The organism is Flavobacterium sp. ZE23DGlu08, assembly GCF_030505335.1.
In the GTDB taxonomy this organism is placed as follows: domain Bacteria; phylum Bacteroidota; class Bacteroidia; order Flavobacteriales; family Flavobacteriaceae; genus Flavobacterium; species Flavobacterium algoritolerans.
Genome location: NZ_CP130045.1, coordinates 3,070,818 through 3,094,445, shown reverse-complemented (window position 1 = coordinate 3,094,445; position 23,628 = coordinate 3,070,818). Strand labels below are relative to the sequence as shown.

The window sequence follows — 23,628 nt, the reverse complement described above, 5'->3', positions numbered from 1 at the left end:
CCGATGAATTTATCTTTAGAATATAAAATACGAGAACCTAAAATAAAATTAGACAAAAATCCTCTTATCCTTTTATTACATGGATATGGCAGCAATGAAGAAGATTTGTTTTCATTTGCAACAGAACTTCCAGAGGAATATTATATCATCTCAGCACGTGCGCCTTATGACTTGCAATACGGCAGTTATGCTTGGTACGCGATAAACTTTGATGCGGATCAAAATAAATTTTCAGACCATGAGCAAGCTAAAGTTTCAAGGGATATAATCGCTGGCTTTATTGATGAGTTAGTCGCTAATTATCCAATCGATGAAACACAAATTGCTCTAGTTGGTTTCAGCCAAGGATCAATCTTGAGTTATGCTGTGGCACTTTCTTACCCAGAAAAAGTTCAAAAAGTAGTAGCTATGAGTGGCTATTTAAATTTAGAAATTGTAGCTGAGGATTATCTTAAAAACAACTTTGCTAACTTGAAAATATTTGCTTCACACGGAACTGTAGATCAAGTAATTCCAGTAGAATGGGCTAGAAAAACACCTGCAATACTAGAAAATTTAGGAATAAATATAACCTACAAAGAATATCCTGTGGGTCATGGAGTGGCGCCACAGAATTTTTATGACTTTAAAAATTGGTTAGAAAATAACTAACTGATTTTATTGTCCTGTATATTTAATTTCTTCGGCTTTTTTCAAAACATAACCTTTCCAAGGAATCAATTGCCAATCATCCTTAACCCATGGTTGGCCTTCGGATTTTCGTTCTAAGATAATAGATTCCTTTTGGGTATCCAGAAACAATTCTGCTTTATTTCCATTATTAGCTTCAAAAATTACAAAAGCTGATGTAGTTGCACTTTCTTGTTCATAATGATTTAATCGAGTTCCGATTTCGAAAACTCGGATACACTCCTTTCTCAACATAGACCAGGTATAACCGGCAGAAGCTTTACACCCGTGTTCATCCAAATCTCCACCTACTAATTGTGGTTTTTCTTCTTTTAGAATTGTCGTCTTGGATTCCTTTTTTTGATCCATCTGTTTTGCACAAGAAAAAGCAAAAATGATCATTACCGAGAACAATAATCCTTTTTTCATGCTTATTTTTGATATAATAATGATTGATTTACTTCAAAAGAAATACTGTCATCAGCATTCACAAAATATTTCAATAAAACCTCACCCCAAATTTCACCGTCACTAAAGTCTGCAATAATCCATCTGTGGTTTAGGATTCTTACTTTATTGACAATAAATTTATTTGCCCCAATTTGATCTTGCCCAGTGTAAGGATTTCCTTTTGGGTTAGAGTTATAATCTAATAATTTTTCAGTAACAACAGGAATTAATTTCTCGTATTGAATTATTTTTTCTGAACTTCCTGAATCAAAATAATTTTGCGCATTTTCATTTTTTGCCAAAGAAAAATAGTTAGCATCAGTCAGCTGATTCGAAACTAAACGTAGACTGTCTCTTAACTTTTTGGTAGTTTTCTGATATCTTTTTTGTTCAAATTCGACCTGTTTACTTAAAAACATATAAGTGAAAATCGAAGAAAGTACCGCTAAAATAGTGAGATAAAGGAATAATGACTGTTTCATTGTAAATTGAATTATAGTGTAATTTCTAAATTGTCGTATGCTAGGAAAACATTTGGAGGAAGGTTTTTTTGAACCTCTTCATGATATCCCATAATATGACTAATGTGTGTAAGATAAGTGGTTTTTGGCTGGACCAAAGTTATAAAATCTAATGCTTCTTTCAAATTGAAATGCGTATCATGAGGCTCTTCCCGTAAAGCATTTATAACCAATACTTTTAAGTTTTTTAATTTTTCGATTTCGCTTTTTTCAATAGTTTTCACATCCGTTAAATAGGCAAAATCATCTATTCGATACCCAAAAACCTGGAGATTTCCATGCATTACATCAATAGGAATCACCGTCTTATTTCCAAGGGGAAATGGTTCATTATTGACAACTTCAATAGTTGCAACAGAAGGTGCGCCCGGGTATTTATTTACCGTTTCAAAAACGTAATCAAACCGTCTTCTCAGATTATCGATAACCCTTTGATGTGCATAAATTGGTATTTCTCCCTGTTTAAAATTAAACGGGCGAATATCATCTATTCCTGCTGTGTGGTCAGCATGTTCGTGGGTAAAGAGGATTCCATCTACTTTTTGACAATTTGAAGAAAGCATTTGCTGCCTGAAATCAGGTCCGCAGTCAATAACAAAAGAATGGTTTCCCCAAGAAATCCAAACGGAAACTCTCAGTCTTTTGTCTTTAAAATCAGTGCTTTTACATACCGGATGGTTACTCCCAATAACAGGAATCCCTTGTGATGTGCCAGTTCCTAAAAAATATACCTTCAATTTTATTGCTTTTATTTACAAAAATAGGGTTAATTATCTTTCATTAGAAACCTATTTCATTAACTTTGCAACATATTAGCCATATTAAAAGAAAATGGATACAGAAATAAAATTAAAAGGTGACAAAATCATCGAACAAATCCCTTCGATTAAAGACAAAGCACTACGTATCAATTTAAATGAAAATATTTACGGAACTTTTGCAGAAATTGGAGCTGGTCAAGAAACTGTAAGACATTTTTTTAGATCTGGTGGTTCTTCGGGTACAATTGCAAAAGCAATGTCAGCCTATGACAAAGACTTTAGTGATGCTGTATATGGCGTTGAAGAAGACGGCCGTTATGTAACCGAAAGCCGACTTAAAAAAATGCTTTCTCATGAAGTAAATCTGATAGAAAAAAGATTGAGCAGAGAAAAACATCCTAATAAAATGTTTTTTAGTTATGCCAATACTGTAGCTACAATAGATTTTGCAAAACAATTCAAAGGACATGGTTGGGTTGGAATTAGTTATCAAATTGAACCAGATGAGGATTATAATGAAATTATCATTCACATTCGATTTAAAGAAACTGATGTCCGCTTGCAACAAGAGACGCTTGGTATTCTTGGTGTAAACTTAATTTATGGAGCATATTATAAATACAATGATCCTAAACGATTGTTGCGTTATTTATACGATCACCTAGATAAAGATCAATTAGAAATAGACACTATAAATTTCTCAGGACCTCGTTTTGCAGATGTTGACAATCGTTTGATGAGTTTACAATTAGTAAAAAACGGAATGACTGATGCGGTAATGTTTAATCCTGAAGGTAAAAACATTCTTCCTGCAGCAATTTTATACAAGAAAAACATTCTTGCTTTTAGAGGTAGTTTTCGTCCCGTTACTAAAGTGAACATGGACATGTATGAGAAATCATTGAAAATGTTCCTGAATGAGAATAAGGTAAATGCCGAAAACACACTAGTAGTTTTTGAAATTACATTATCAAACTTACGTTCTGATGGTGAAATTGATGAAAGAGATTTTATGGATAGAGCGGAGTTACTGTGTTCACTTGGACAAACAGTAATGATTTCAAACTTCCAGGAATACTATAAAGTGGTGGAGTATTTTGCTAATTATACCAAAGCCAGAATGGGATTAGCCATGGGCGTGAATAATTTAGTAGACATTTTTGATGAGAAATATTACCGTCATTTAAGTGGTGGAATTTTGGAAGCATTTGGAAAATTATTCTATCGCGATATGAAAGTTTTCTTGTATCCAATGATTGGAGAAGACGGAGAAATCATCACATCAGAAAACTTAAAAGTACATCCTAGAATGAAAGAATTATACAAATTCTTTAAATTCAACGGAAAAGTAGTTGATATAGATGATTATGACCCTTCGATTTTAGAAGTTTTCTCTCGTGAAGTTTTAAATATGATTAATAATGGAAAACCGGGTTGGGAAATAATGCTTCCTACTGGTATTGCAGAAATAATCAAAGAACACCGCCTTTTTGGGTATGACCCAAACAAAGTTTTGAAGGAAAGCAATTAGCGAATAGTGGTCAGTAATCAGTTATTAGTGTTCAGTTGCTAGTCCTAATAACTATCGGAATCAGTCATGAAATTTCGATTTAAATTACAAAACAAAGTCCAGAATTGAGGTCATTTAACATCTCAACTCTGGACTTTATTTTGTTTGTAAAAATTTAATTTCAGTTTTTGTATACTTATTTGTAATTGCAGTAACTGAACACTAAAAACGGATTACTGAACACTTACTTCAATATCTGAGCGGCATGAGCCTTAGTTTTCACATCTGAAATCACATCTTCGATAATTCCTTTTTCATCAATTACAAATGTTGTTCTGTGAATACCGTCATATTCTTTTCCCATAAACTTCTTTGGTCCCCAAACTCCAAAAGCCTGAATTACCGATTTATCTTCATCAGCCAATAACGGAAACGGAAAATCAAATTTTTCTTTGAATTTAGCTTGAGCTTTTTGAGCATCGGCACTAACCCCTAACAGCTCATAATTATTAGCTTGGAATCGTTCGAAATTATCTCTTAAATCACACGCTTCTGCAGTGCAACCTGGCGTATTTGCTTTTGGATAAAAGAAAACGACTAATTTTTTACCTGCATAATCCGCTAATTGATGTGATTTCCCGTCTTGGTCCAGACCAGAAAAATTAGGTGCTTTATCTCCTTTTTTTAATGTTGTCATTATTTATGTTTTTTATTTATTTGAATTGAATTTGAATTTTGCTATTGCCAATGAAATTGTTTTTCTTTACAAATCAAATTTAATGAATAATGAATAAACAAGAACGTGTAACGTTTGTTATAAATACGTTAAAAGAGTTATACCCAACGATTCCAGTTCCTTTAGACCATAAGGATCCTTATACGTTATTGATTGCTGTTTTACTTTCGGCACAATGTACGGATGTTCGCGTGAACCAAATTACACCTTTACTTTTTGCTAAGGCTGACAATCCATACGATATGATAAAAATGTCCGTGGAGGAAATTAAGGAAATCATTCGTCCTTGTGGCTTATCGCCAATGAAATCAAAAGGAATTCATGGTTTATCCCATATTTTAATTGACAAACATGATGGAAAAGTACCTCAAAGTTTTGAGTTTTTAGAAGAATTACCTGCGGTAGGACATAAAACAGCAAGTGTTGTAATGTCGCAAGCCTTTGGGGTTCCTGCTTTTCCTGTTGATACTCACATTCATCGATTGATGTATCGATGGAATTTGACAAATGGAAAAAATGTTGTCCAAACAGAGAAAGATGCGAAACGTATTTTTCCTGAAGAACTTTGGAATGATTTACACCTTCAGATTATTTGGTACGGAAGGCAATATTCTCCGGCTCGTGGCTGGGATTTAGACAAAGATATTATCACTAAAACAATTGGCAGAAAAACAGTCCTTGATTCCTACAACAAAAAATAAAACCTCATTGAACAAAAAATCCCATTATTTTTTTTAAAAATAATGGGATTTTTTAATAATTTAAAAACCAAATTAAATACGCTTAAGACCAACTATAATTGGAATCAGGTGTTTTTAATTCGATATGATTTCGAAACTTTTATTGTCTATTTTTATTATGCTTAACGCTTTGGAATAGCTTAATAAGAAAGAAATTGTTTCTTTACTTGGTTTCCTGTTTTTTGAAACTGATTCTTTTTTTGAGTAAATTTTTGCCATAGAGTAATATATATTTTTCTTTACATTACAACGCAGCAAGTTTAAACATATTGTTAATTGGTCAAAACAATTTGGTGTTTGTCTATCACTTTTCTCAAATTCATCAAAGCATAACGCATTCTTCCTAAAGCGGTATTGATGCTAACTCCAGTCGATTCCGAAATTTCCTTAAAACTCATGTCCTGATACATTCGCATCACCAACACCTCTTTTTGATCAGCCGGAAGTCCTTCGATTAGTTTTTTTAAATCCATTTCGACTTGTTCCGAAATTATTTTATTCTCTATCGTTTGACAATCATCAGACATTATGGAAAAAATAGAGAACTCTTCGGTTTCTCTAAACATGGGCATTTTTTTTGTCTTCCTGAAATGATCTACAACGAGATTATGGGATATACGCATAACCCAAGGTAAGAATTTACCTTCTTCGTTGTATGAATTTGATTTCAAAGTCTTAATTACTTTGATAAAAGTATCTTGAAAAATATCGTTGGTAATATCTTTATCCGGAATTTTCGAATAAATAAAACCATAAATTTTTGATTCGTGCCTTTTTATTAATTTAGCTAAGGCATCCTCATTACCTGCGACATAATCCTTTACCAATGACGCATCAGGGAGTTGTATATTAACCATAATAATACTTTTTAGTTTTAAAATAAAATAAGAGATGTCTCTAAAAAGTAGTTTTCTATTATAGGCTAGTGTTTATTTAGGTTTGTTAAGTTTTCAAATTTAACTAATTATTGTTTTAACATGCAAGTAAAATTAATAAAAATTAACAGAACAAGACTGAAAATTGTTAAAATTTTTCTTCTTTTTTTACATTCCTATAAAAATAGGATGCTGACGAATAATAATTAAGAGTCTTTTACTAAAAATGAAATCTGAAACTAGAAAAAACAAAACAAAGTCTGATTATCAATTAATTACAACCTAACCTTGTTTTATTTTTAATTATTTTACTTATCATTTCTGATTATTGATAGACTCGAATGTAATCAACTATAAAATCCTGCGGAAGTATAGTGTCATCCACTTCGGGGCCTCCAAAATTTCCTCCTATAGCCATATTGACAATAAAATAAAAGGGTTGGTTGAATGGCCAAATCGCTTCTGTTTTATTTTCAGGTTGAAAAGTATACACTAAAGTATCATCTACAAAAAAATCAATTTTATCTTTCGTCCATTCTACAGCGTAAATGTGAAAACCTTCCTCGATAGCATCAAATCTTGTTTTCTTGGTATTTATAGTGTTTCCATGACTGTCTTGTGTATGCAAAGAAGTAAAAACCATATTGGGTTCTTTCCCTACATATTCCAAAATATCGATTTCTCCAGATTTTGGCCAACCGACTTCACTGATATTTGAACCCAACATCCACCAAGCCGGCCAAACTCCTTGCCCAACAGGCAACTTTGCTCTAGCTTCGAAGCGTCCATATTGAAACTCTTTTTTGCCTTTGGTGGTAATCCGTGTCGAAGTGTATTTATCACCTACCTTTTTGGCCGTGATAACTAACTGATTTTTAGCTGCCGTGTGGTTTTGTTTCGTGTACAGTTGTCGTTCATTGTTTCCCCAACCACAATTAGGACAGCCATCTCCAAGCTCAAAATTCCAATTATTTTCGTTTAATGTGGTGCCGTCAAAATTTTCTTCCCAGACTAGTTTTCGTTTGTTCTGTTGTGCAAAAGAAAAATTAACCACAAGCAATAATATTAGTATTTTTTTCATTTTATTTTAATTAGAATATTGAAAATCGCCTTCCAACTTTGTTACTGAACTTCCTCCGATGAATACTTTAAAGTCACCTGCTTCTGCTTCCCATTTTTTATTGGCTGTGAAGTATTCAATTGTTTTTTCATCGATTGAAAATACTACTTTTTTTGCTTCGTTAGGCTGCAATTCGATCATTTCGAATGCTTTCAACTCTTTTACCGGACGGGTAATACTTCCTATCAAATCTCTAATATACAATTGAACAACCTCTTTTCCGGTAACTTTTCCAATATTTTTTATAGTTACTGAAACTTCTAGTTTACCATTTTTAGCAAATGCATTAGATGATAATTGCAAATTAGAGTATTCAAATTTAGAATAACTTAATCCGTGACCAAAAGGATACAAAGGCGTGTTCTTTTCATCAATATAATGCGACCAAAATACACTTTCGGGTTCGTTCATAACCGGTCTTCCTGTATTTTTATAATTGTAATAAATAGGAACCTGACCTACATTTCTAGGAAAAGTCATTGGCAATTTTCCGCTTGGGTTATAATCACCGTATAAAACTTGTGCTATTGCGTTACCACTTTGCGTTCCTAAATGCCATCCTTCAACAATTGCAGGAATATTTTCATCAGCCCAAGGAATCGCTAATGGGCGGCCGTTATTTAAAACCAAAACAACATTAGGATTGACTTTATAAATTGCTTCCAATAATTCTTGTTGAACACCCGGCAAACCTAAATCTGCTCTACTTCTTCCCTCGCCTGATTGCAACCCGTGTTCTCCCAAAACCATAACTACCACATCGGCTTGTTTTGCAACCGCAATGGCTTCTGCAAATCCGCTCTTATCAGTTCTATTGATTTTAGTTTCCCAAATGAATTGTGTTCTTCCCTCGGCTACATCAGCTCCTTTAGCATAAGTAAGTTGGTTCCCTGAATACTTTTGTAATCCTTCCAGAACTGAAACTGCCGAATTATCGTCAGCAGCGATTCTCCAACTCCCCAAAGGACTCGTTTTATCATTTGCCAAAGCACCGATTAATGCAATTTTTTGACCTGATTTTTTTAAAGGCAATACTTCCTTTTCATTTTTCAAAAGCACAATCGATTTTTTGGCTACATCCAAAACTCCATCTTGAAAATCTTGTTTCCCAACGGTTGCCAATTCTCGATTTTCATCACAATATTTGTATGGATCGTCAAACAAACCCAATTCGAACTTTACTTTCAAAATGCGTCTTGCAGCATCATCAATATCACTTTCTTTGACTTTACCTTCCTTCACTAATGCTACCAAATGTTCCACATACGCACTAGATTCCATATCCATGTCTGAACCGGCATTAATTGCTATTTCAGCAGCATGTTTACTGTCTTTTGCATAACCATGTGGTATCATTTCGTTGATAGAACCCCAATCAGAAACTACGAAACCTTCAAATTTCCAATCTCTTTTTAAAACTTCTCTTTGTAAATAGGCATTTCCTGTTGCGGGAATTCCATTCAATTCATTGAAAGAGTTCATAAACGTTCGAACACCTGCATCAACCGCCGCTTTAAAAGGAGGAAAAATTGTATTCTGCAACACGGTTTCACTTATATCTACCGTATTATAATCTCTTCCTGATTCTGCAAACGCATATCCTGCAAAATGTTTGGCGCAAGCCAAAATAGTATTCGTAGCAGCCAAATCTTCGCCTTGAAAACCTTGTATACGAGCTACGGCAATTTTACTTCCTAAAAAAGTGTCCTCACCTGCTCCTTCCATTACACGACCCCAGCGGGCATCTCTGGAAATATCAATCATGGGTGCAAAAGTCCAGTTCAGTCCTACGGAAGCTGCTTCTTCTGCCGCTATTGCCGCCGACTTTTTTATTGCTTCTAAATCCCAACTTGCTGCTTCGGCCAGTGGAATTGGGCTGATGGTTTTATAGCCGTGAATGACATCAAATCCAAAAAGTAACGGAATTCCCAATCGTGTTTGTTCTACCGCAATTTTTTGCAACGCTTTTACATCTTTAACTCCTTTTACATTCAGCATCGATCCCACTAAACCTTTTTTCAGGTCTTCGTATTTTTTAGCTGCCTGACCTTCTTTTGGAGTTGGACCTGTAATATCCCAAAATCCATTATACTGGTTGAGTTGTCCCACTTTTTCTTCCAGAGTCATCAATTGGAGTACAGAATCTACTTTAGTCTCTAAAACATTTTCTTTGGAATAAGAAACAGGTGATTTTAAAATTTTATTGCTGCAGCCTGCAACTATTAAAGCTGTAATAGCAAATAATGCTAACAGGGATTTATTTCTCATCTTTATCCTTTTTGTTATAATTAAAAGGTCGGTAAAAGAACCGACCTTTATAAATTCATTACATATTTTATTGATAAATCCTTACATAATCAATTTCCATTGAAGACTGCGAAAAAGCAGGGTCAATTGCTCCTCCAAAACTCCCTCCCATTGCCACATTCAATATTAAGAAAAAATCACTATTAAAAGGCACTGAAGCGCTATTGACAAAAGAATGAAAGAGCTTATCATCTACATAAAACTGAACTGAAGTAGGACTCCAGATTGTTTTGTAAATATGGAATTCAGTAGATGCATTTGTTATTGTTGTTGTAGCTGTGTTTGGGTTTGCACCAAAATTACCCGGATAATGTAATGTCCCGTGAATTACATTCGGATCATTTCCTTTGTGCTCCATGAAATCAATTTCACCACATTTTGGCCAAGCATTAGTTTTATAATCTTGTCCTAAAGACCAAATCGCTGGCCAAGTTCCACCACCAACAGGTAATTTTGCTTTTACTTCAATTTTACCATAGGTAAATTCATATTTATCTTCTGTTTTTAATCTTGAGGAAGTATAACCTGTTCCTGATTTTTTAGCCGTAATTTTTAGATTTCCACCTTGAACAATTACATTATCAGAAGCGCTTGTATAGGTTTGGGCTTCGCCATTACCCCAACCGCCAGCACCAAGGTCATATCCCCATTTTGTAGGATCCGGAGCACCGTCAATATTAAATTCGTCAGAAAATTTCAAAACGGTATAATTTGCAGTCGGAGTTGGAGTTACAACTGTACCAGGAATCGTTGTTGTAAAAATATGATACCACGCCAAAAATGGATTTCCTGACTGAATCACTCGTACAACCATACGATTATCTGTAATTGATAGAATTTCGTAAGAACTAGACCCAACATAATAGCCCATAAAACCTCCGTCAGCAATATTTATTGTAGTCCCTCTGGTCTGCGTGGCACTATCCGGATTCATTGTCACAAAAGAGTCTGACTTACTCAAAGTCACAGTTTTTGCTCCACTGGTATTTAAATCATAACAGGCATCCTCTCCACCGCCTTTAAAAGCACCATTATAATACGTTTGACCTTTGTTATCCAACTCAAATTTCATTTGATCACCAACTAAAGAAAAAGTCATTATACTATTGTACAAACAGGTAGCTGATTTCTCATTGGCTTTAGCGGAGTAAAAATCCGGGTAATAATTTTTTGTTCCAAAAGTAGGATCAGACCACGCTACGTTTGGACCAACGCCCAAATGCCCTAGTTCTGTTTGTGCCCAATACCATTTTCTGGAAGCACCACCTGTTAGAAATTGTACTGCTTGCTCATCTTTAAAATTACTAAAAACTGTTACTTCCAAAGTAACATTAGTAGCTACTCCTCCTGCTCCAGAAGCAATTACAGTCACTGTATACGTATTTGTACCTGGTTTTGCAAAAGCATTTTCGAATATACCGCTTGGTGAATTTTTTGAAGTCCCATCACTAAAAATGTACTTGTACGAAATAGCATTTTCTGCAGTACTGGTAAATTTTACTTTTCCGGAACCATCTCCGTTTGGAAATGCAGCTGATTTCCCTATTATTTCCGCTGTAACTTGAAGATTTGTTGGCGTGTCTAATGCTCCAAAACCTAAATTATCTTCCTGACAATTGACCATCAAAAGAAGGACAAAAACGGATACTATATTTATGATTATTTTTTTCATTTTAAATATTTTTTTTAAAAAAATGTAGTTAGGATACTCGTTTTATACAAACTCATTTTAAATCCATAATTAGTTGATTTTTTGTGTTTTTATTAATTATGAAAATAAACATTATCTATATAAACAGTGTTATTTCCAGAAGGCGCTCCCACATAAATTAACTGTGCAATATGTGCTCGCGTAGTTAATCCTGTAAAGGAACTTAACGGAATATCTAAACTTACCCAAGATCCTTTAGCTGGTGACGAAATTGTAATTTCATGTTCTACATCATCTCCTCCTCCAAAAGCTCCATTCGCACCAAAATCGACTAATTTTATTTTGAACTGTGTAAAATCTGAGGACCAAACGTCAGTGTGAAAATGCGTCATTGCAGTAGCATTTATAGGCGTTGTAGTCGCTTCTATTCCAACAAAATCCAATGCACTGTATTTTTTTGTTGCATTTCCATTAATACTCAAATCCGTCAGCGTGGCACTTGACCAAGAAGTTCTCCAGGTGTCAACAGTTACATTTGTATAGGCGTCGCTGAACATAGAAATTACTTTGGATGCCGCTACACTTGGAGTTGGAGCAGCTGTGATTGAACCTGCTTGATTGTAAAAGAAAACATTATCCACATAAACCGTAGTATTTCCAGAAGGCGCACCAACAAAGATTAATTGAGCAATATGAGAACGAGTAGTCAATCCGGTGAAGTCACTTAACGGAATATCTAAACTCACCCATTTCTCCTTTTCAGGATTAGAAATCGTGATTTCATGTTCTTTATCATCTCCTCCACCAAAAGCTCCATTAGCTCCAAAATCGACTAGTTTAACTTTAAACTCTGTAAAATCAGAAGACCAAATATCAACGTGAAAGAAAGTCATAGCCGAAGCATTGATTGGAGTTGTAGTCGCTTCAATACCAACAAAATTCAAAGCACTGTATTTTTTAGTTTTGTTGCCACTAATATCAATATCTTCTAAATTTGCCTGTGACCAAGAAGTTCTCCAAGTATCAACCGCAACATTTGTATAACTGTCGCTAAACATTGAAATGACATTTGCTGCCGGAATTGTAGGAACTGGCGCAGCGAATAAATTAGTTACTGTTACACTTTGTGTTTTTTGTGTCGTAGCAACTCCTCCGCTTAGTGCAACCACTTTTACTTGATACGTTCCCGGATTTAAATACGTGTGCGTAATCACCTCATCTTGCATGAAATCTACCGGAACTTCATTTGCTACATCTCCAAAATAAACCTGGAAGAAAGTCTCTAATTCCGCTTTGGCGGTTACATTAATTGAAAGATTACTTCCAATAGTTATAGTAGGTTCAAAATTGGTTGGTGCCAAAAAAGAAACTGTTACTTCTTGAATCGTTTCAGTTTTTTTACCATTTATAGTTACCCCTACAATTTTTGCCTGAAATTTACCTTCTTTATATTTATGAGTAATGGTACCGCCTGGATTTACATATACAGGAGCTGTAGTTGTGTCACCAAAATAAATTTCGAATTGAGTAACTCCTTCGCCACGAGGCAAAAAAGTAACATTTCCTGAGTTATCCTGAGTAATGGTCGTCAGAGCAGATATATTTGAAGGAGCATTTACTTCATCCAGATCTACGTCATTATTTTCGTCTGAACATCCTAAAAAGAGGATTAGAGCAAAAAGACTTAGTATTAATTTTAAGTTTTTCATATTTAAATAATATTAGTTTTTAATATCCAGGATTTTGTTGCCAATTTCCATTTGCAAATTGAATTTCCTCGATAGGAATTGGAAACAATTCATTTTTGTTGGCTGTAAATCCAGTAATTTCCTGAGCTGCTTTACCAGTTCGTACTAAATCGAAGAAACGGTGTCCTTCACCAACTAATTCCACTCTTCTTTCTGCCAAAATAAAGTCAGTCAAAGCTGCTCCAGAAGAAGAAATATCATGATTCAAATCGCCAAAAGCACGTCTTCGAACTTGGTTCAAATATCCTCTTGCTTTAGTATCATCGATTCCTCCGCGATTGTAAGCTTCGGCCGCCATCAAAAGAACATCTGCATAGCGAATGGCTCTGTAATTATTAGGATTAGTTAGGTTTAAATCTCCTTGTGCGTTGGCACTTCTTTTTCTTGGAATGTATTTTCTGTTGAAAAAACCAGTATGTTCATATCCTTTTCCAAAAGTGGCTCCTGTTGCTGTCGCCCAAGCTTCAATATCTAATATTGCTACCGCTTCTCTTCTGTCTCCGGCTTCAAATGCGTTTACGACTTTCTGAGTTGGAACATTAAAACTGAAACCCGAAGTAAATAAATCACCTGAATAATTTCTTGGTCCACTAAAACCCACGGCTACATTTCCTTCGCTACATTGGAGACATCCAAAACCAGCACCTTCAACATCCGTGTATTGTACTTCGAAAACCGATTCTAATCCATTCTCTCCAGCATTTTCAAAAATAGTATTGTAATCTGAAACCAATGAATACGAAGAAGTTCCTATTAAACTTTCGAAAGTTGCTACCGCTTGTGGATATTTATTTTGGTACAAATATGCTTTTCCTAATAATGCTAATGCCGCGCCTTTTGTTGCTCTTCCTTTTTGTGCTGCTGTTGCAGATAAGTTTTCAGAAGCAAAAATTAAATCGGCTTCAATTGAAGCATACACTTCTGAAACGGATGAACGCGGAATTATTTTCTCGTCACCAGAGCTGAACCTTGCATCCCCTTTCAATGGGATTCCACCAAACCATTTTACTAATTCAAAATGATAATAGGCTCTAAGAAAACGAGCTTCACCAATCACTTGATTTTTTCCTTCAAAATCTGTTTTGTCTTTGAATTCCAAAATGTAATTGGCTCTTTGAACTCCTGCGAACATCCAGTCCCATAAGTTTTTTAGATTGCTGTTCACGGGTGTGTGAATCATATCATCAATTTGCTGAAAACCCGGAGTATCCGATTGACTTTCGCCTCCGGCCAAAGTATTATCGGAAGCTATTTCGCCTAACAATGCATTTAGATATGTAGTTTGCAACAAATCATACGCTGCAATTAAAGCATTGTCATAATCTGATTTTGAATTAAAATAATTCTCAGAATCAATCGAATATTCTATAGGTCGATCCACAAAATCATCACTACAGGAAATGGTTACAGTTGAGAAGATTGTTATCGATATAAGGGTAATAAATAGATACTTTTTCATTTTAATACGAATTAAAAATTAATGTTTAAACCTAACAAATAGGTTCTTGGGATTGGATAAAAACCATAGTCAATTCCTCCGCCAATTGGAGCTCCATTAGAAGCACCCGGATCAAAACCTTTGTATTTTGTAAACGTGTATAAATTATTTACACCCGCATACAAACGCAGTTTTGTGATTCCTGCTTTTTCAGAAAATTTAGAATTTATTGAATATCCCAACTGCATGTTTTGGATTCTTAAATAAGAAGCATCTTCAACAAAATAACTGGAGAAAGTAGAATTTCCTGTAGCACTTGTAGTCACTCTTGGAGTAGTATTAGTACTTCCCTCGCCAGTCCAACGGTCTAAAACATAATTAAGTCGATTGACATCTGTAAGGTTTCTTTCGTAATTTCTCACCATATCATTTCCTACGGAAGCAAAAGTATAGACTGCAAAATCAAAGTTTTTGTAATTCATTTGTAAATTGAAACCCATTGTAGCTTCAGGAATTGGATCTCCAATATTCGTTCTGTCGCTTGAATTAAGAATTCCGTCTCCATTTACATCTACAAAACGAAGGTCTCCAGGACTGGCGTCAGCACCCAAAGATAATTGAGACGGATGTGCATCAACTTCTGACTGGTTTTGAAAAATTCCGTCTGTTTTGTAGCCATAAAAATAACCTATTGGCTGACCTACTTCCATTCTTGAAGGTGCTTGTTGGCCTACGCCAAATGAACCTCCTTCAATATATCCTATCCCGTTGTTTACGGCTAATACTTCGTTTTTAAGGAACGTAACATTGTACCCAACACTCATCGAAAAATTCTCCGAGAATTTGTTCTTGTAATCTATAGCAAACTCTAATCCTGAGTTTCTTACCGTTCCTGCATTGATTGTTGGCGAACCTGCACCAGGAGCTGCTGTTCCGTTGATTCCTGAGACAGGTATAAATGGAATTAACAAATCGGCTCTGGTATCAATAAAATAATCCGCAACAATAGAAACTTTATTTTGTATCAACTTAAGGTCTAAACCAACGTCAAATTTTCTGGCTTCTTCCCATTTCAAATTTGGATTTGGAATTTGTCCTGTAGCTAAACCATTCACTAAAACATCATCAAAAACATAGGTCGCTTCTCCGCTTAATTGCGAAACATAACCATTGTTTGGAATCTGGTCATTTCCTAAAGTACCGTAGCTTCCTCTCAATTTCATGAAGTTTATTAGTTTGTCTTCTCCAAAGAAACCTTCATCAGAAATTACCCAACCTGCTGTAAAAGATGGAAAATAACCCACTTTATTTCCTGGTCCAAATTTTGTCGAAGCATCACGTCGTATCATCGCAGAAAAAAGGTACTTCCCTTTGTAATCATATTGTGCTCTTGCAAAATAAGAAAGTCTTCGTTCGTCGTAATTATAGGAACCGTTTGGTACAGTTTCAGAAATCCCTTTTGTCAATGCTATATCTGCAAATTCCCATGAATTGTAAGGAACATCAAATCCAGTTGCAAATAACCCGTTTCCGTATTGTTTGAAAATAGTATTTCCTACAGTTGCAACTACATTGTGATTTCCAATTTTCTTAGTATAGGTTCCAAATAAATCAAATGAATAGTCATTATCATTAATGGCACTTTGGGAAACCGAACTTCTCAAAACATCAAATACTTTATCCGAAGGATTTATCCAATATAGAATTTGCTTGGCAAACGATTTAGACTCGCTGTTTGATGTATTAAAACCAATTGAACTCGAAATGGTAAAATCCTTGAAAACCTTGTAATCTAATCCGAAATTACCATTGACTTTTTTGAAGTTGTAGTCATTATAAGTATTTGCAATTTGAGCCAATGGATTTATAATTTCAATTCCTAACCCAGTATTTGTAGGCACTTTTGTAAAATCCCCATTTGCATCATACGGTGTTAGTGTTGATGGTGTATTCAAAGCATTGAACAAAACAGAACCTAAACCACTTTCGTTTAATGATTTTCTATTAAAATAAGTATAGATTACGTTTGTTTTCAATTTCAATTTCTCAGTAACATCAGCACCTAGAGAAACTCTTGCTGTATTTCTTAAAAACCCAGATTTACTTTCTCCAATAATTCCTTCCTGATCTAAATGAGAACCACTTACCGCATAGGTAATTTTATCTGATCCACCAGAAAAGGAAATATCATGATTGATAATAGGAACACTGGTGCTGAAAACTTCATTTTGCCAGTTTGTTCCTTTGCCTAAACCAGAAACATTAGGAAAAGGAATTGCGTTACCACCATTAGCATAACTTTCATTCAATAATAAAGCGTATTCAGTAGCGTTAAGCATTGGTAATGTTCTTGACGTTTCCTGAAAACCTGTATAGGTATTGTAACTAATTTTTGATTTCGAATTCTTTTTCCCTGATTTTGTCGTGATAAGAATAACCCCATTAGCACCAATAGTACCATAAATAGCTGCTTGGGCATCTTTTAAAACGGTGATGGACTCGACATCATTTGGATTTAATAATCCAAGCTCTCCAACATATCCATCGATGATGGTTGTTGGCCTATTTTCACCATTGGTTGCAATACCTCTGATGCGAATATCCAAAGCGGCACCCGGAGCACCCGAAGTAGTTGTAACATTCACTCCGGAAACAGTTCCTTGTAAAGCTTGCTCAATTTTAACGGGTTTTAAAGCTTCTAAAGTTTTGCTGTCTACCACAGAAACTGCTCCTGTTACTTCTCGCTTTTTTTGACTTCCATATCCAATTACTACAACTTCATCCAATACTTTAGAATCTTCCTGTAACGAAATAGAAAGAGTACTACTATTAGATACTACTTTATATTCAAAATTTTTAAATCCTAAATATGAAAATATTAAAGTTGCGCCAGACGAAACTCCTTTTAGAGAAAAACGACCATCCATGTCTGTCGCCGTCCCAATAGTTGAATTTTTAACTTGAACATTTACTCCAGGTATAGGTAAACCAGAACCGGTTTCTTTAACAACTCCTCCTAGATCATATCCTTGGGCAAAACCAAAAGAGGATAGAAATAGAAAAAGGATTAGTAGATAGTTTGACTTCATAATTTATATTTTTTGTGAATTATAAAATTAATCGGAACAACTAATAATAAATCAAAAAGAACCTCTACAAAAAACATACAATGCAAAAAATCACTTGTTTAATTCATAATATTTAAAAAGAGGCTGGAAATTAAGAAGAAATTAAGAAATTCAGATTTTCTATAAAAACAAAAAAACCACAACAATAACGGTATTGTTGTGGTAATGTATAGTTTTATTTGTAAAATTTAGAAGAAACTATACAGCTAAAATGTACTCTACAAGTCCTTGTTCGTGCGACAATTCCATTTTCTTACGCAAACGATATCTTTTTATCTCAACGCTTCGTACAGATATATTTAGTAAAGGCGCTACTTCTTTCGAGGAAAGATTTAATCTCAAGTAGGCACATAATCTCAAATCGTTTGGAGTTAAGGACGGATGAGCCAGTTTCATTTTTTTCAAAAAGTCTTTATCGGCATTATCAAAAGCTTCTTTGAATACACTCCAGCTATCGCCTTCAGTTATGTTCTTATTAATTGTAGAAATTACTGATTTTATACTTCTGTTACCATCATCAGGCGTTTTCTTTAAATCATCTTTGATAAAAGCCAGCAACTCATTTTTACTATTCAAACTCATCGTAGAAACAGCCAACTCTCTATTTTTAGTATCTACATCTTGAGAAAGCTGTTCGTTTCTAATGCGCATTAATTCCTGCTCGTTTTCAAGCTCTTTAATCTCTAATAACAAATTATTCTCTTCTATCAATTTCTCTTTTTGTTTTTGATAGTAGTTTTTATAGGTTTTATGAATAAATCGAGCCATCACAATCACAAAAATAAAATAGAAAAAAAGAGCAATATTGGTTAAATACCAAGGCTTTTCAACAGTAAAAGTATATATAGCGGTATCTTCTAAAGTAGAATTCGCAAATTTAGCTCTTACCTTAAAAGTATATTCTCCAGGAGGCAAATTTTTAAAATTCACTGTTGATTTTGCACTCCATTCGCTCCACTCCTCTTGAAATCCTTCTAATAAATATTGAAATTCAGCATTGATGTATTTATTAAATTCAGGAACCGTATAATTAATGGTTATGTTATTTTCATCGTATTTAAAACTGCCCTCTTGCTGAATGGAACGGTTTTCGGAAGTTTCATTTAACTTATTTGTTGTAATTGCGGAAATAGAGACGTTATGATTTTTAAAACTCAATTCATTAAGATTCAAAATATAATACCCGTCAGTAGTTCCTATCAAATAATTAGAATTGGAAATTTGAGTAATATTTTCGTAGCCTAACATCGAATTTGTTAATGAAGCGGGAATCGGAATTACATTTTGCTTCAGTTGATTACTTAGTTTACTCAATGAAAAATAATGGATGTAATTTTTAGAAAACAGCCATATTTTATTGGAATTATCAACAATCAATTTTCCCGAAGTATATTCATCTTTTTCGAAAACAGAACTTAATAAATTATCCTTACTGAATTGTTTTGTCTTCTCATTTAATTTAAAAATACCTTCTTTATTAGCATAGTAAATTATGTTGTTGAACTTAGTTAGACTGGCATTTTTACCTTTTTCGGGTGTTTTATAGGTCACAAAAGGTTTCGTTTTTGACAGTTTTCCGTCTAGTTCCAGCCTATAAACTCCTTTATATTCGTGACTTACATATACATTCAGCGCATTCGTGATTTCAAAATATTTTGAGGAATAATCAAATCCTGTAATTTTATTTCTAAAACTCCATTGATTATTCGTTTTTGCCAAAACAGAAATTCCGTAGTAATTCCCTTGGAGTAAGAGCCCTTTTTGATTGGGGACAGTTTCAAATTTCCAAGTACCAGATGCAGAAAATATATTTTTTGCAACAGCATTATCAATCACAAATGTTCCCGAATCATGACCGCAAAAAAGCGTTCCATCGTACTCAAACAAAGACCAAACCTGCCCTTTAGTTCCGTTTACAAATTTAAATTCATCATTAGTCAGATAGTTTTTATAAAACAAACCTTGATTGGTTCCTACATACAAATTACCTTTATAAAGTTTTGAAGTATAAACGGTTCCTAAAATTCCGGTGTCATCAACAAAGTTTTGTATCGGAGATTGCAGATTAATGCAATTGATTCCGTTGTCCAATCCTACCCAAAGATTTTTATCGGCATCTTCATATAAAGACAACGCAGTATTATTACTCAATCCTTTGTTTTGATTGATGTGATACTTAATTCCCCCGTTATTGTTTAAGATAAAAATCCCATTAGACACTGTTCCCAAAGCAAAACTTCCATCCGATAGCAACTGACTGCTATACACGCTACTGGATGCTAACTCCGAATCAACTTCGGTAGAAAATTTAGTCAAAACAGTTCCTATAAGTTTGTAAAATCCATTCAGCTGTGTCTGGATTAAAAGTCCTTCCTCAATAGTAAAAATGTTGACTATCCTATTGTTTTGTAAAATTGGATTATTAGATACCAAGCGTCCTTTTCCGCTTTCAATTTCAAAAAGTCCTTCATTTATACTCTGAAAATAAATTGCGTTTTTTGTACGGAACGATTTAGTAATATTGTTTTTGGGAGCAATGATTTTGAAACCTCCCGTTTTGGTATCGTAAATATAAATTCTGTCCAAAGATTGAAAAATCACCCATTGTTCATAATTCAATATATTCCAAAACTGTTCGTCATTAAGAATTTGAGTTTTTATTGTTTTGCTAAGCGAAGTGTATTTTAGTTTTCCATTTGTGTGTCGCGTCCAGAAACCAAATTCCATGTAGCAACCCGTATAAATTTTATTTCCAATCACTTTTACAGAACGAACGATAGTTTCGTTTGGTGATGGATATAACTCCCAATTTGATCCGTTAAATTCCAATAATCCCTCATTGTTAGCAAAGAAAACATAATGATTTTGATCCTGCGAAATCATCCAATTCTGATTTCCCGCACCATAAGTTGTTGAGGCATATTTTACAATTGGCGGTAATTCCTGAGAAAAAGCACAAAAGGACATTAAAAAAAGAAAAATGTATAGTTTTGTTTTCAATGGTATAGTGAAGTTAATTTTTTCAAAAATAATCTTAAAAATACTATTTTTTTAGGTGATAGAAAACATAAAAACTATACAAGAATAAAAATCACTTTTCAACCACACTTTTAATGATTATTTGTGACTTGTTCAATCCATTTAGTCAGTTGAAAATTGATTACTTTTGTAAAAATTATCATTTTTATGCAAGTTGACCTTTCGAAATTAGATCCAAAGAAAAATATCATCATAAAAGGCGCACAAGTACATAACCTAAAAAATGTAGATGTTGCGATTCCCCGAAATAAATTAGTGGTTATCACAGGGCTTTCGGGTTCTGGAAAATCAAGCTTGGCTTTCGATACTTTATATGCCGAAGGACAACGTCGTTATGTAGAAAGTTTATCATCTTATGCGAGACAATTTCTTGGCAGATTAGATAAACCAAAAGTGGAATACATCAAAGGAATTGCTCCTGCGATTGCTATCGAACAAAAAGTAAATACGACAAACGCACGTTCTACAGTAGGAACTTCAACCGAAATATACGATTATATAAAATTACTGTTTGCCCGAATCGGAAGAACGTATTCGCCTATTTCTGGTCGTGAGGTCAAAAAAAATACGGTTACTGATGTGGTAACCGATGTAAAAACTTTTGAACTAGACAGCAAATGGCTGCTTATTGCTCCTATTCATTTAGAAGAAGGACGAAAACTGGAAGACAAACTAAAAGTACTTTTACAACAAGGTTTTGCCCGAATATTGGTAAACAATGAAATGATTCGTTTAGACGAAATTGATCAACATTCTTTAGACAATAAAGACATAAAGCTCATTATTGATAGGATTGTGGTCAAAGACGAAGAAGAATTCTACAATCGACTGGGTGATGCGGTGCAAACGGCTTTCTTTGAAGGAAAAGGAATCTGTCATTTACAAGAATTAAACTCCGATAAAAAGTATTCCTATTCCAATAATTTTGAATTGGACGGGATTACATTTTTGGAACCAAACGTTCATTTATTTAGTTTCAACAATCCATACGGAGCATGCCCCGTTTGCGAAGGCTATGGAAATATTATAGGAATTGACGCCGAATTAGTGGTGCCAAATACTACTTTATCTATTTTCGAAAATGCTATTTTCCCATGGAGAGGTGAAAGTATGAGTTGGTTTCGCGACGAATTAGTAAATAACGCTTACAAATTTGATTTCCCTATTCACAAACCTTATTACCAATTATCTGAAGATCAAAAAGAATTAATCTGGAATGGAAATAGCTATTTTCAAGGTTTAAATGATTTTTTCAAAGAACTGGAAGAAAAGAATTATAAAATCCAAAACAGGGTTATGCTTTCGCGTTACAGAGGTAAAACCAAATGTCATTCCTGCAAAGGAAAACGCTTGAGAATTGAAGCTTCGTATGTAAAAATTAACTCAAAAACAGTTTCTGATTTAGTTGATTTGCCTATCAAACATTTGGTTACTTTTTTCAAAAATATTGACTTAGATGTTTATGAAAAACAAATAGCCAAACGATTGCTGGTAGAAATTAATAATCGTTTATCTTTTTTAACCGAAGTAGGACTGGATTATCTAACATTAAACAGAAATTCTGCAACACTTTCCGGAGGAGAATCGCAGCGTATCAATTTAGCAACTTCTCTAGGAAGCAGTTTGGTTGGATCGATGTATATTCTGGATGAGCCGAGCATTGGTTTGCACCCAAAAGATACGGAACGCCTGATAAAAGTACTGCTATCTTTAAGAGATTTAGGAAACACGGTTATTGTGGTAGAACATGATGAAGATATCATGAAAGCCGCAGATATGATTATTGATATTGGACCGGAAGCAGGCACTTTTGGTGGTAATTTGGTAGCGCAAGGCACGTATGATGAAATTCTAAAATCAACTTCACTGACCGCTAAATATTTGAATGGAGACTTAGAAATTACTGTTCCCAAAAAACGCAGGCTTTTCAAGAATTTTATCGAAATAAAAGGAGCTCGAGAAAATAATCTTCAAAATATAGATGTAACCTTTCCTCTAGATGTATTAACTGTTATTACCGGAGTTTCAGGAAGCGGAAAAAGTACGCTTGTTAAAAAAATACTTTTTCCGGCGATGCAAAAAAAGCTTGAGAATGTTGGTGAAAAAGCAGGGCAATTCAGCGAAATATCCGGTTCTTTTTCGCAAATTAAACATATTGAGTACGTAGACCAAAACCCAATAGGAAGAAGTTCCCGTTCTAATCCTGTGACATATATTAAAGCGTATGATGATATTCGGGAATTGTATGCCAAAGAAAAACTATCAAAAATAAGAGGCTATCAAGCCAAACATTTTTCTTTTAATGTTGATGGAGGAAGATGTGAAACCTGCAAAGGAGAAGGTTCCATAAATGTAGAAATGGTTTTCATGGCCGATGTGCAATTACCATGTGAAACCTGTAACGGAAAACGATTTAAGAAAGAAGTTCTGGAAGTCGCTTTTGAAGGTAAAAATATTCATGATATTCTAACCCTAACGATAGATGATGCAATTGCTTTTTTTATAGCTAATAAACAAACTAAAATCACTCAAAAATTACAGCCTTTACAAGATGTGGGCTTGGGTTATGTACAATTGGGACAATCGTCTTCTACACTTTCCGGTGGAGAAGCACAGCGTATAAAACTCGCTTCATTCTTAGTAAAAGGAGCCACAAAAGACAAAGCTTTATTTGTTTTTGACGAACCTACAACAGGATTGCATTTTCATGATATCAAAAAATTATTGGCTTCTTTTGATGCATTGATAGACAAAGGTCATTCGATTCTAGTAATTGAACACAACCTTGATCTCATCAAATGTGCCGACTGGATTATTGATTTAGGTCCGGAAGGAGGAGAAAATGGTGGAAAATTATTAGCCGTTGGAACGCCTGAACAAATAGTAAAAATAAAAGGTTCCGTTACGGGAAAATACTTAAAGGAAAAACTATAAA

Annotated in this window: 16 protein-coding genes; 4 read left to right on the top strand and 12 right to left on the bottom strand. The window is 34.3% G+C overall.

The genetic code is table 11. From position 1 onward, the window contains the following. Nucleotides 1-3 precede the first annotated feature (3 nt). The gene (locus Q1W72_RS13555; protein WP_302135832.1) at nt 4-651 is read left to right on the top strand and encodes an alpha/beta hydrolase; all 648 of its coding nucleotides are present in this window, start codon (nt 4-6) and stop codon (nt 649-651) included. Nucleotides 652-657: 6 nt separating this feature from the next. On the opposite strand, the gene Q1W72_RS13550 is transcribed toward Q1W72_RS13555, so the two are convergent. Genes Q1W72_RS13550 through Q1W72_RS13540 form a run of 3 tightly spaced genes read right to left on the bottom strand, consistent with a single transcriptional unit; the run spans nt 658 to nt 2,377 of the window. Next, the gene (locus Q1W72_RS13550; RefSeq protein WP_302135830.1) at nt 658-1,098 is read right to left on the bottom strand and encodes a hypothetical protein; all 441 of its coding nucleotides are present in this window, start codon (nt 1,096-1,098) and stop codon (nt 658-660) included. Nucleotides 1,099-1,100: 2 nt separating this feature from the next. Continuing rightward, nucleotides 1,101-1,601, bottom strand: coding sequence for a hypothetical protein (locus tag Q1W72_RS13545; RefSeq protein ID WP_302135829.1), 501 nt, complete (start codon nt 1,599-1,601; stop codon nt 1,101-1,103). Between the two features lie 11 nt (nt 1,602-1,612). Then, the gene (locus tag Q1W72_RS13540) at nt 1,613-2,377 is read right to left on the bottom strand and encodes an MBL fold metallo-hydrolase (protein WP_302135827.1); all 765 of its coding nucleotides are present in this window, start codon (nt 2,375-2,377) and stop codon (nt 1,613-1,615) included. 94 nt (nt 2,378-2,471) lie between these two features. On the opposite strand from Q1W72_RS13540, the gene Q1W72_RS13535 reads away from it, so the two are divergent. Further along, on the top strand, nt 2,472-3,932 hold the full coding sequence (locus Q1W72_RS13535) for a TonB-dependent receptor (protein ID WP_099714758.1): 1,461 nt from the start codon (nt 2,472-2,474) through the stop codon (nt 3,930-3,932). A 223-nt stretch (nt 3,933-4,155) separates the two neighbouring features. On the opposite strand, the gene bcp is transcribed toward Q1W72_RS13535, so the two are convergent. Continuing rightward, complete coding sequence (gene bcp / locus Q1W72_RS13530; RefSeq protein ID WP_099714757.1) at nt 4,156-4,608, bottom strand: thioredoxin-dependent thiol peroxidase; 453 nt, start codon at nt 4,606-4,608, stop codon at nt 4,156-4,158. Between the two features lie 89 nt (nt 4,609-4,697). Here bcp and nth point away from each other — a divergent pair, with 89 nt between their 5' ends. Continuing rightward, nucleotides 4,698-5,348 (top strand): endonuclease III, encoded by a 651-nt coding sequence (gene nth, locus Q1W72_RS13525; protein WP_282715984.1) that lies wholly within the window; start codon nt 4,698-4,700, stop codon nt 5,346-5,348. Between the two features lie 311 nt (nt 5,349-5,659). Here nth and Q1W72_RS13520 read toward each other — a convergent pair whose 3' ends face one another. The 8 genes from Q1W72_RS13520 to Q1W72_RS13485 form a co-directional block, all read right to left on the bottom strand. Then, the gene (locus tag Q1W72_RS13520; RefSeq protein ID WP_099714755.1) at nt 5,660-6,244 is read right to left on the bottom strand and encodes an RNA polymerase sigma factor; all 585 of its coding nucleotides are present in this window, start codon (nt 6,242-6,244) and stop codon (nt 5,660-5,662) included. Nucleotides 6,245-6,587: 343 nt separating this feature from the next. After that, on the bottom strand, nt 6,588-7,343 hold the full coding sequence (locus Q1W72_RS13515) for a glycoside hydrolase family 16 protein (RefSeq protein ID WP_302135824.1): 756 nt from the start codon (nt 7,341-7,343) through the stop codon (nt 6,588-6,590). A gap of 6 nt (nt 7,344-7,349) precedes the next feature. Next, complete coding sequence (gene bglX, locus Q1W72_RS13510; protein WP_302135823.1) at nt 7,350-9,650, bottom strand: beta-glucosidase BglX; 2,301 nt, start codon at nt 9,648-9,650, stop codon at nt 7,350-7,352. A gap of 67 nt (nt 9,651-9,717) precedes the next feature. Beyond that, nucleotides 9,718-11,361 carry a family 16 glycosylhydrolase gene (locus Q1W72_RS13505; RefSeq protein ID WP_302135822.1) on the bottom strand — a complete coding sequence of 548 codons (1,644 nt, stop codon included), beginning with the start codon at nt 11,359-11,361 and terminating at the stop codon, nt 9,718-9,720. Between the two features lie 92 nt (nt 11,362-11,453). Beyond that, complete coding sequence (locus Q1W72_RS13500; RefSeq protein WP_302135820.1) at nt 11,454-13,049, bottom strand: PKD domain-containing protein; 1,596 nt, start codon at nt 13,047-13,049, stop codon at nt 11,454-11,456. A 19-nt stretch (nt 13,050-13,068) separates the two neighbouring features. Continuing rightward, a complete protein-coding gene (locus Q1W72_RS13495) occupies nt 13,069-14,547 on the bottom strand; it encodes a RagB/SusD family nutrient uptake outer membrane protein (protein ID WP_302135819.1) in 1,479 nt (492 codons plus the stop codon). An 11-nt stretch (nt 14,548-14,558) separates the two neighbouring features. Further along, a complete protein-coding gene (locus tag Q1W72_RS13490) occupies nt 14,559-17,615 on the bottom strand; it encodes a TonB-dependent receptor (RefSeq protein WP_302135818.1) in 3,057 nt (1,018 codons plus the stop codon). Nucleotides 17,616-17,852: 237 nt separating this feature from the next. Next, on the bottom strand, nt 17,853-20,621 hold the full coding sequence (locus tag Q1W72_RS13485; RefSeq protein WP_302135817.1) for a triple tyrosine motif-containing protein: 2,769 nt from the start codon (nt 20,619-20,621) through the stop codon (nt 17,853-17,855). A gap of 219 nt (nt 20,622-20,840) precedes the next feature. Between Q1W72_RS13485 and uvrA the strand changes: the two genes are divergently transcribed. After that, nucleotides 20,841-23,627 carry an excinuclease ABC subunit UvrA gene (uvrA, locus tag Q1W72_RS13480; RefSeq protein ID WP_302135815.1) on the top strand — a complete coding sequence of 929 codons (2,787 nt, stop codon included), beginning with the start codon at nt 20,841-20,843 and terminating at the stop codon, nt 23,625-23,627. Nucleotide 23,628: the final 1 nt, after the last annotated feature.

Excerpts from the sequence above, each read along its gene's own strand:
- Q1W72_RS13555 (WP_302135832.1), top strand. The coding sequence starts at position 4 with ATGAATTTATCTTTAGAATATAAAATACGAGAACCTAAAATAAAATTA.
- Q1W72_RS13550 (WP_302135830.1), bottom strand. The coding sequence starts at position 1,098 with ATGAAAAAAGGATTATTGTTCTCGGTAATGATCATTTTTGCTTTTTCT.
- Q1W72_RS13545 (WP_302135829.1), bottom strand. The coding sequence starts at position 1,601 with ATGAAACAGTCATTATTCCTTTATCTCACTATTTTAGCGGTACTTTCT.
- Q1W72_RS13535 (WP_099714758.1), top strand. The coding sequence starts at position 2,472 with ATGGATACAGAAATAAAATTAAAAGGTGACAAAATCATCGAACAAATC.
- bcp (WP_099714757.1), bottom strand. The coding sequence starts at position 4,608 with ATGACAACATTAAAAAAAGGAGATAAAGCACCTAATTTTTCTGGTCTG.
- nth (WP_282715984.1), top strand. The coding sequence starts at position 4,698 with ATGAATAAACAAGAACGTGTAACGTTTGTTATAAATACGTTAAAAGAG.
- Q1W72_RS13520 (WP_099714755.1), bottom strand. The coding sequence starts at position 6,244 with ATGGTTAATATACAACTCCCTGATGCGTCATTGGTAAAGGATTATGTC.
- Q1W72_RS13515 (WP_302135824.1), bottom strand. The coding sequence starts at position 7,343 with ATGAAAAAAATACTAATATTATTGCTTGTGGTTAATTTTTCTTTTGCA.
- bglX (WP_302135823.1), bottom strand. The coding sequence starts at position 9,650 with ATGAGAAATAAATCCCTGTTAGCATTATTTGCTATTACAGCTTTAATA.
- Q1W72_RS13505 (WP_302135822.1), bottom strand. The coding sequence starts at position 11,361 with ATGAAAAAAATAATCATAAATATAGTATCCGTTTTTGTCCTTCTTTTG.
- Q1W72_RS13500 (WP_302135820.1), bottom strand. The coding sequence starts at position 13,049 with ATGAAAAACTTAAAATTAATACTAAGTCTTTTTGCTCTAATCCTCTTT.
- Q1W72_RS13495 (WP_302135819.1), bottom strand. The coding sequence starts at position 14,547 with ATGAAAAAGTATCTATTTATTACCCTTATATCGATAACAATCTTCTCA.
- Q1W72_RS13490 (WP_302135818.1), bottom strand. The coding sequence starts at position 17,615 with ATGAAGTCAAACTATCTACTAATCCTTTTTCTATTTCTATCCTCTTTT.
- Q1W72_RS13485 (WP_302135817.1), bottom strand. The coding sequence starts at position 20,621 with ATGTCCTTTTGTGCTTTTTCTCAGGAATTACCGCCAATTGTAAAATAT.
- uvrA (WP_302135815.1), top strand. The coding sequence starts at position 20,841 with ATGCAAGTTGACCTTTCGAAATTAGATCCAAAGAAAAATATCATCATA.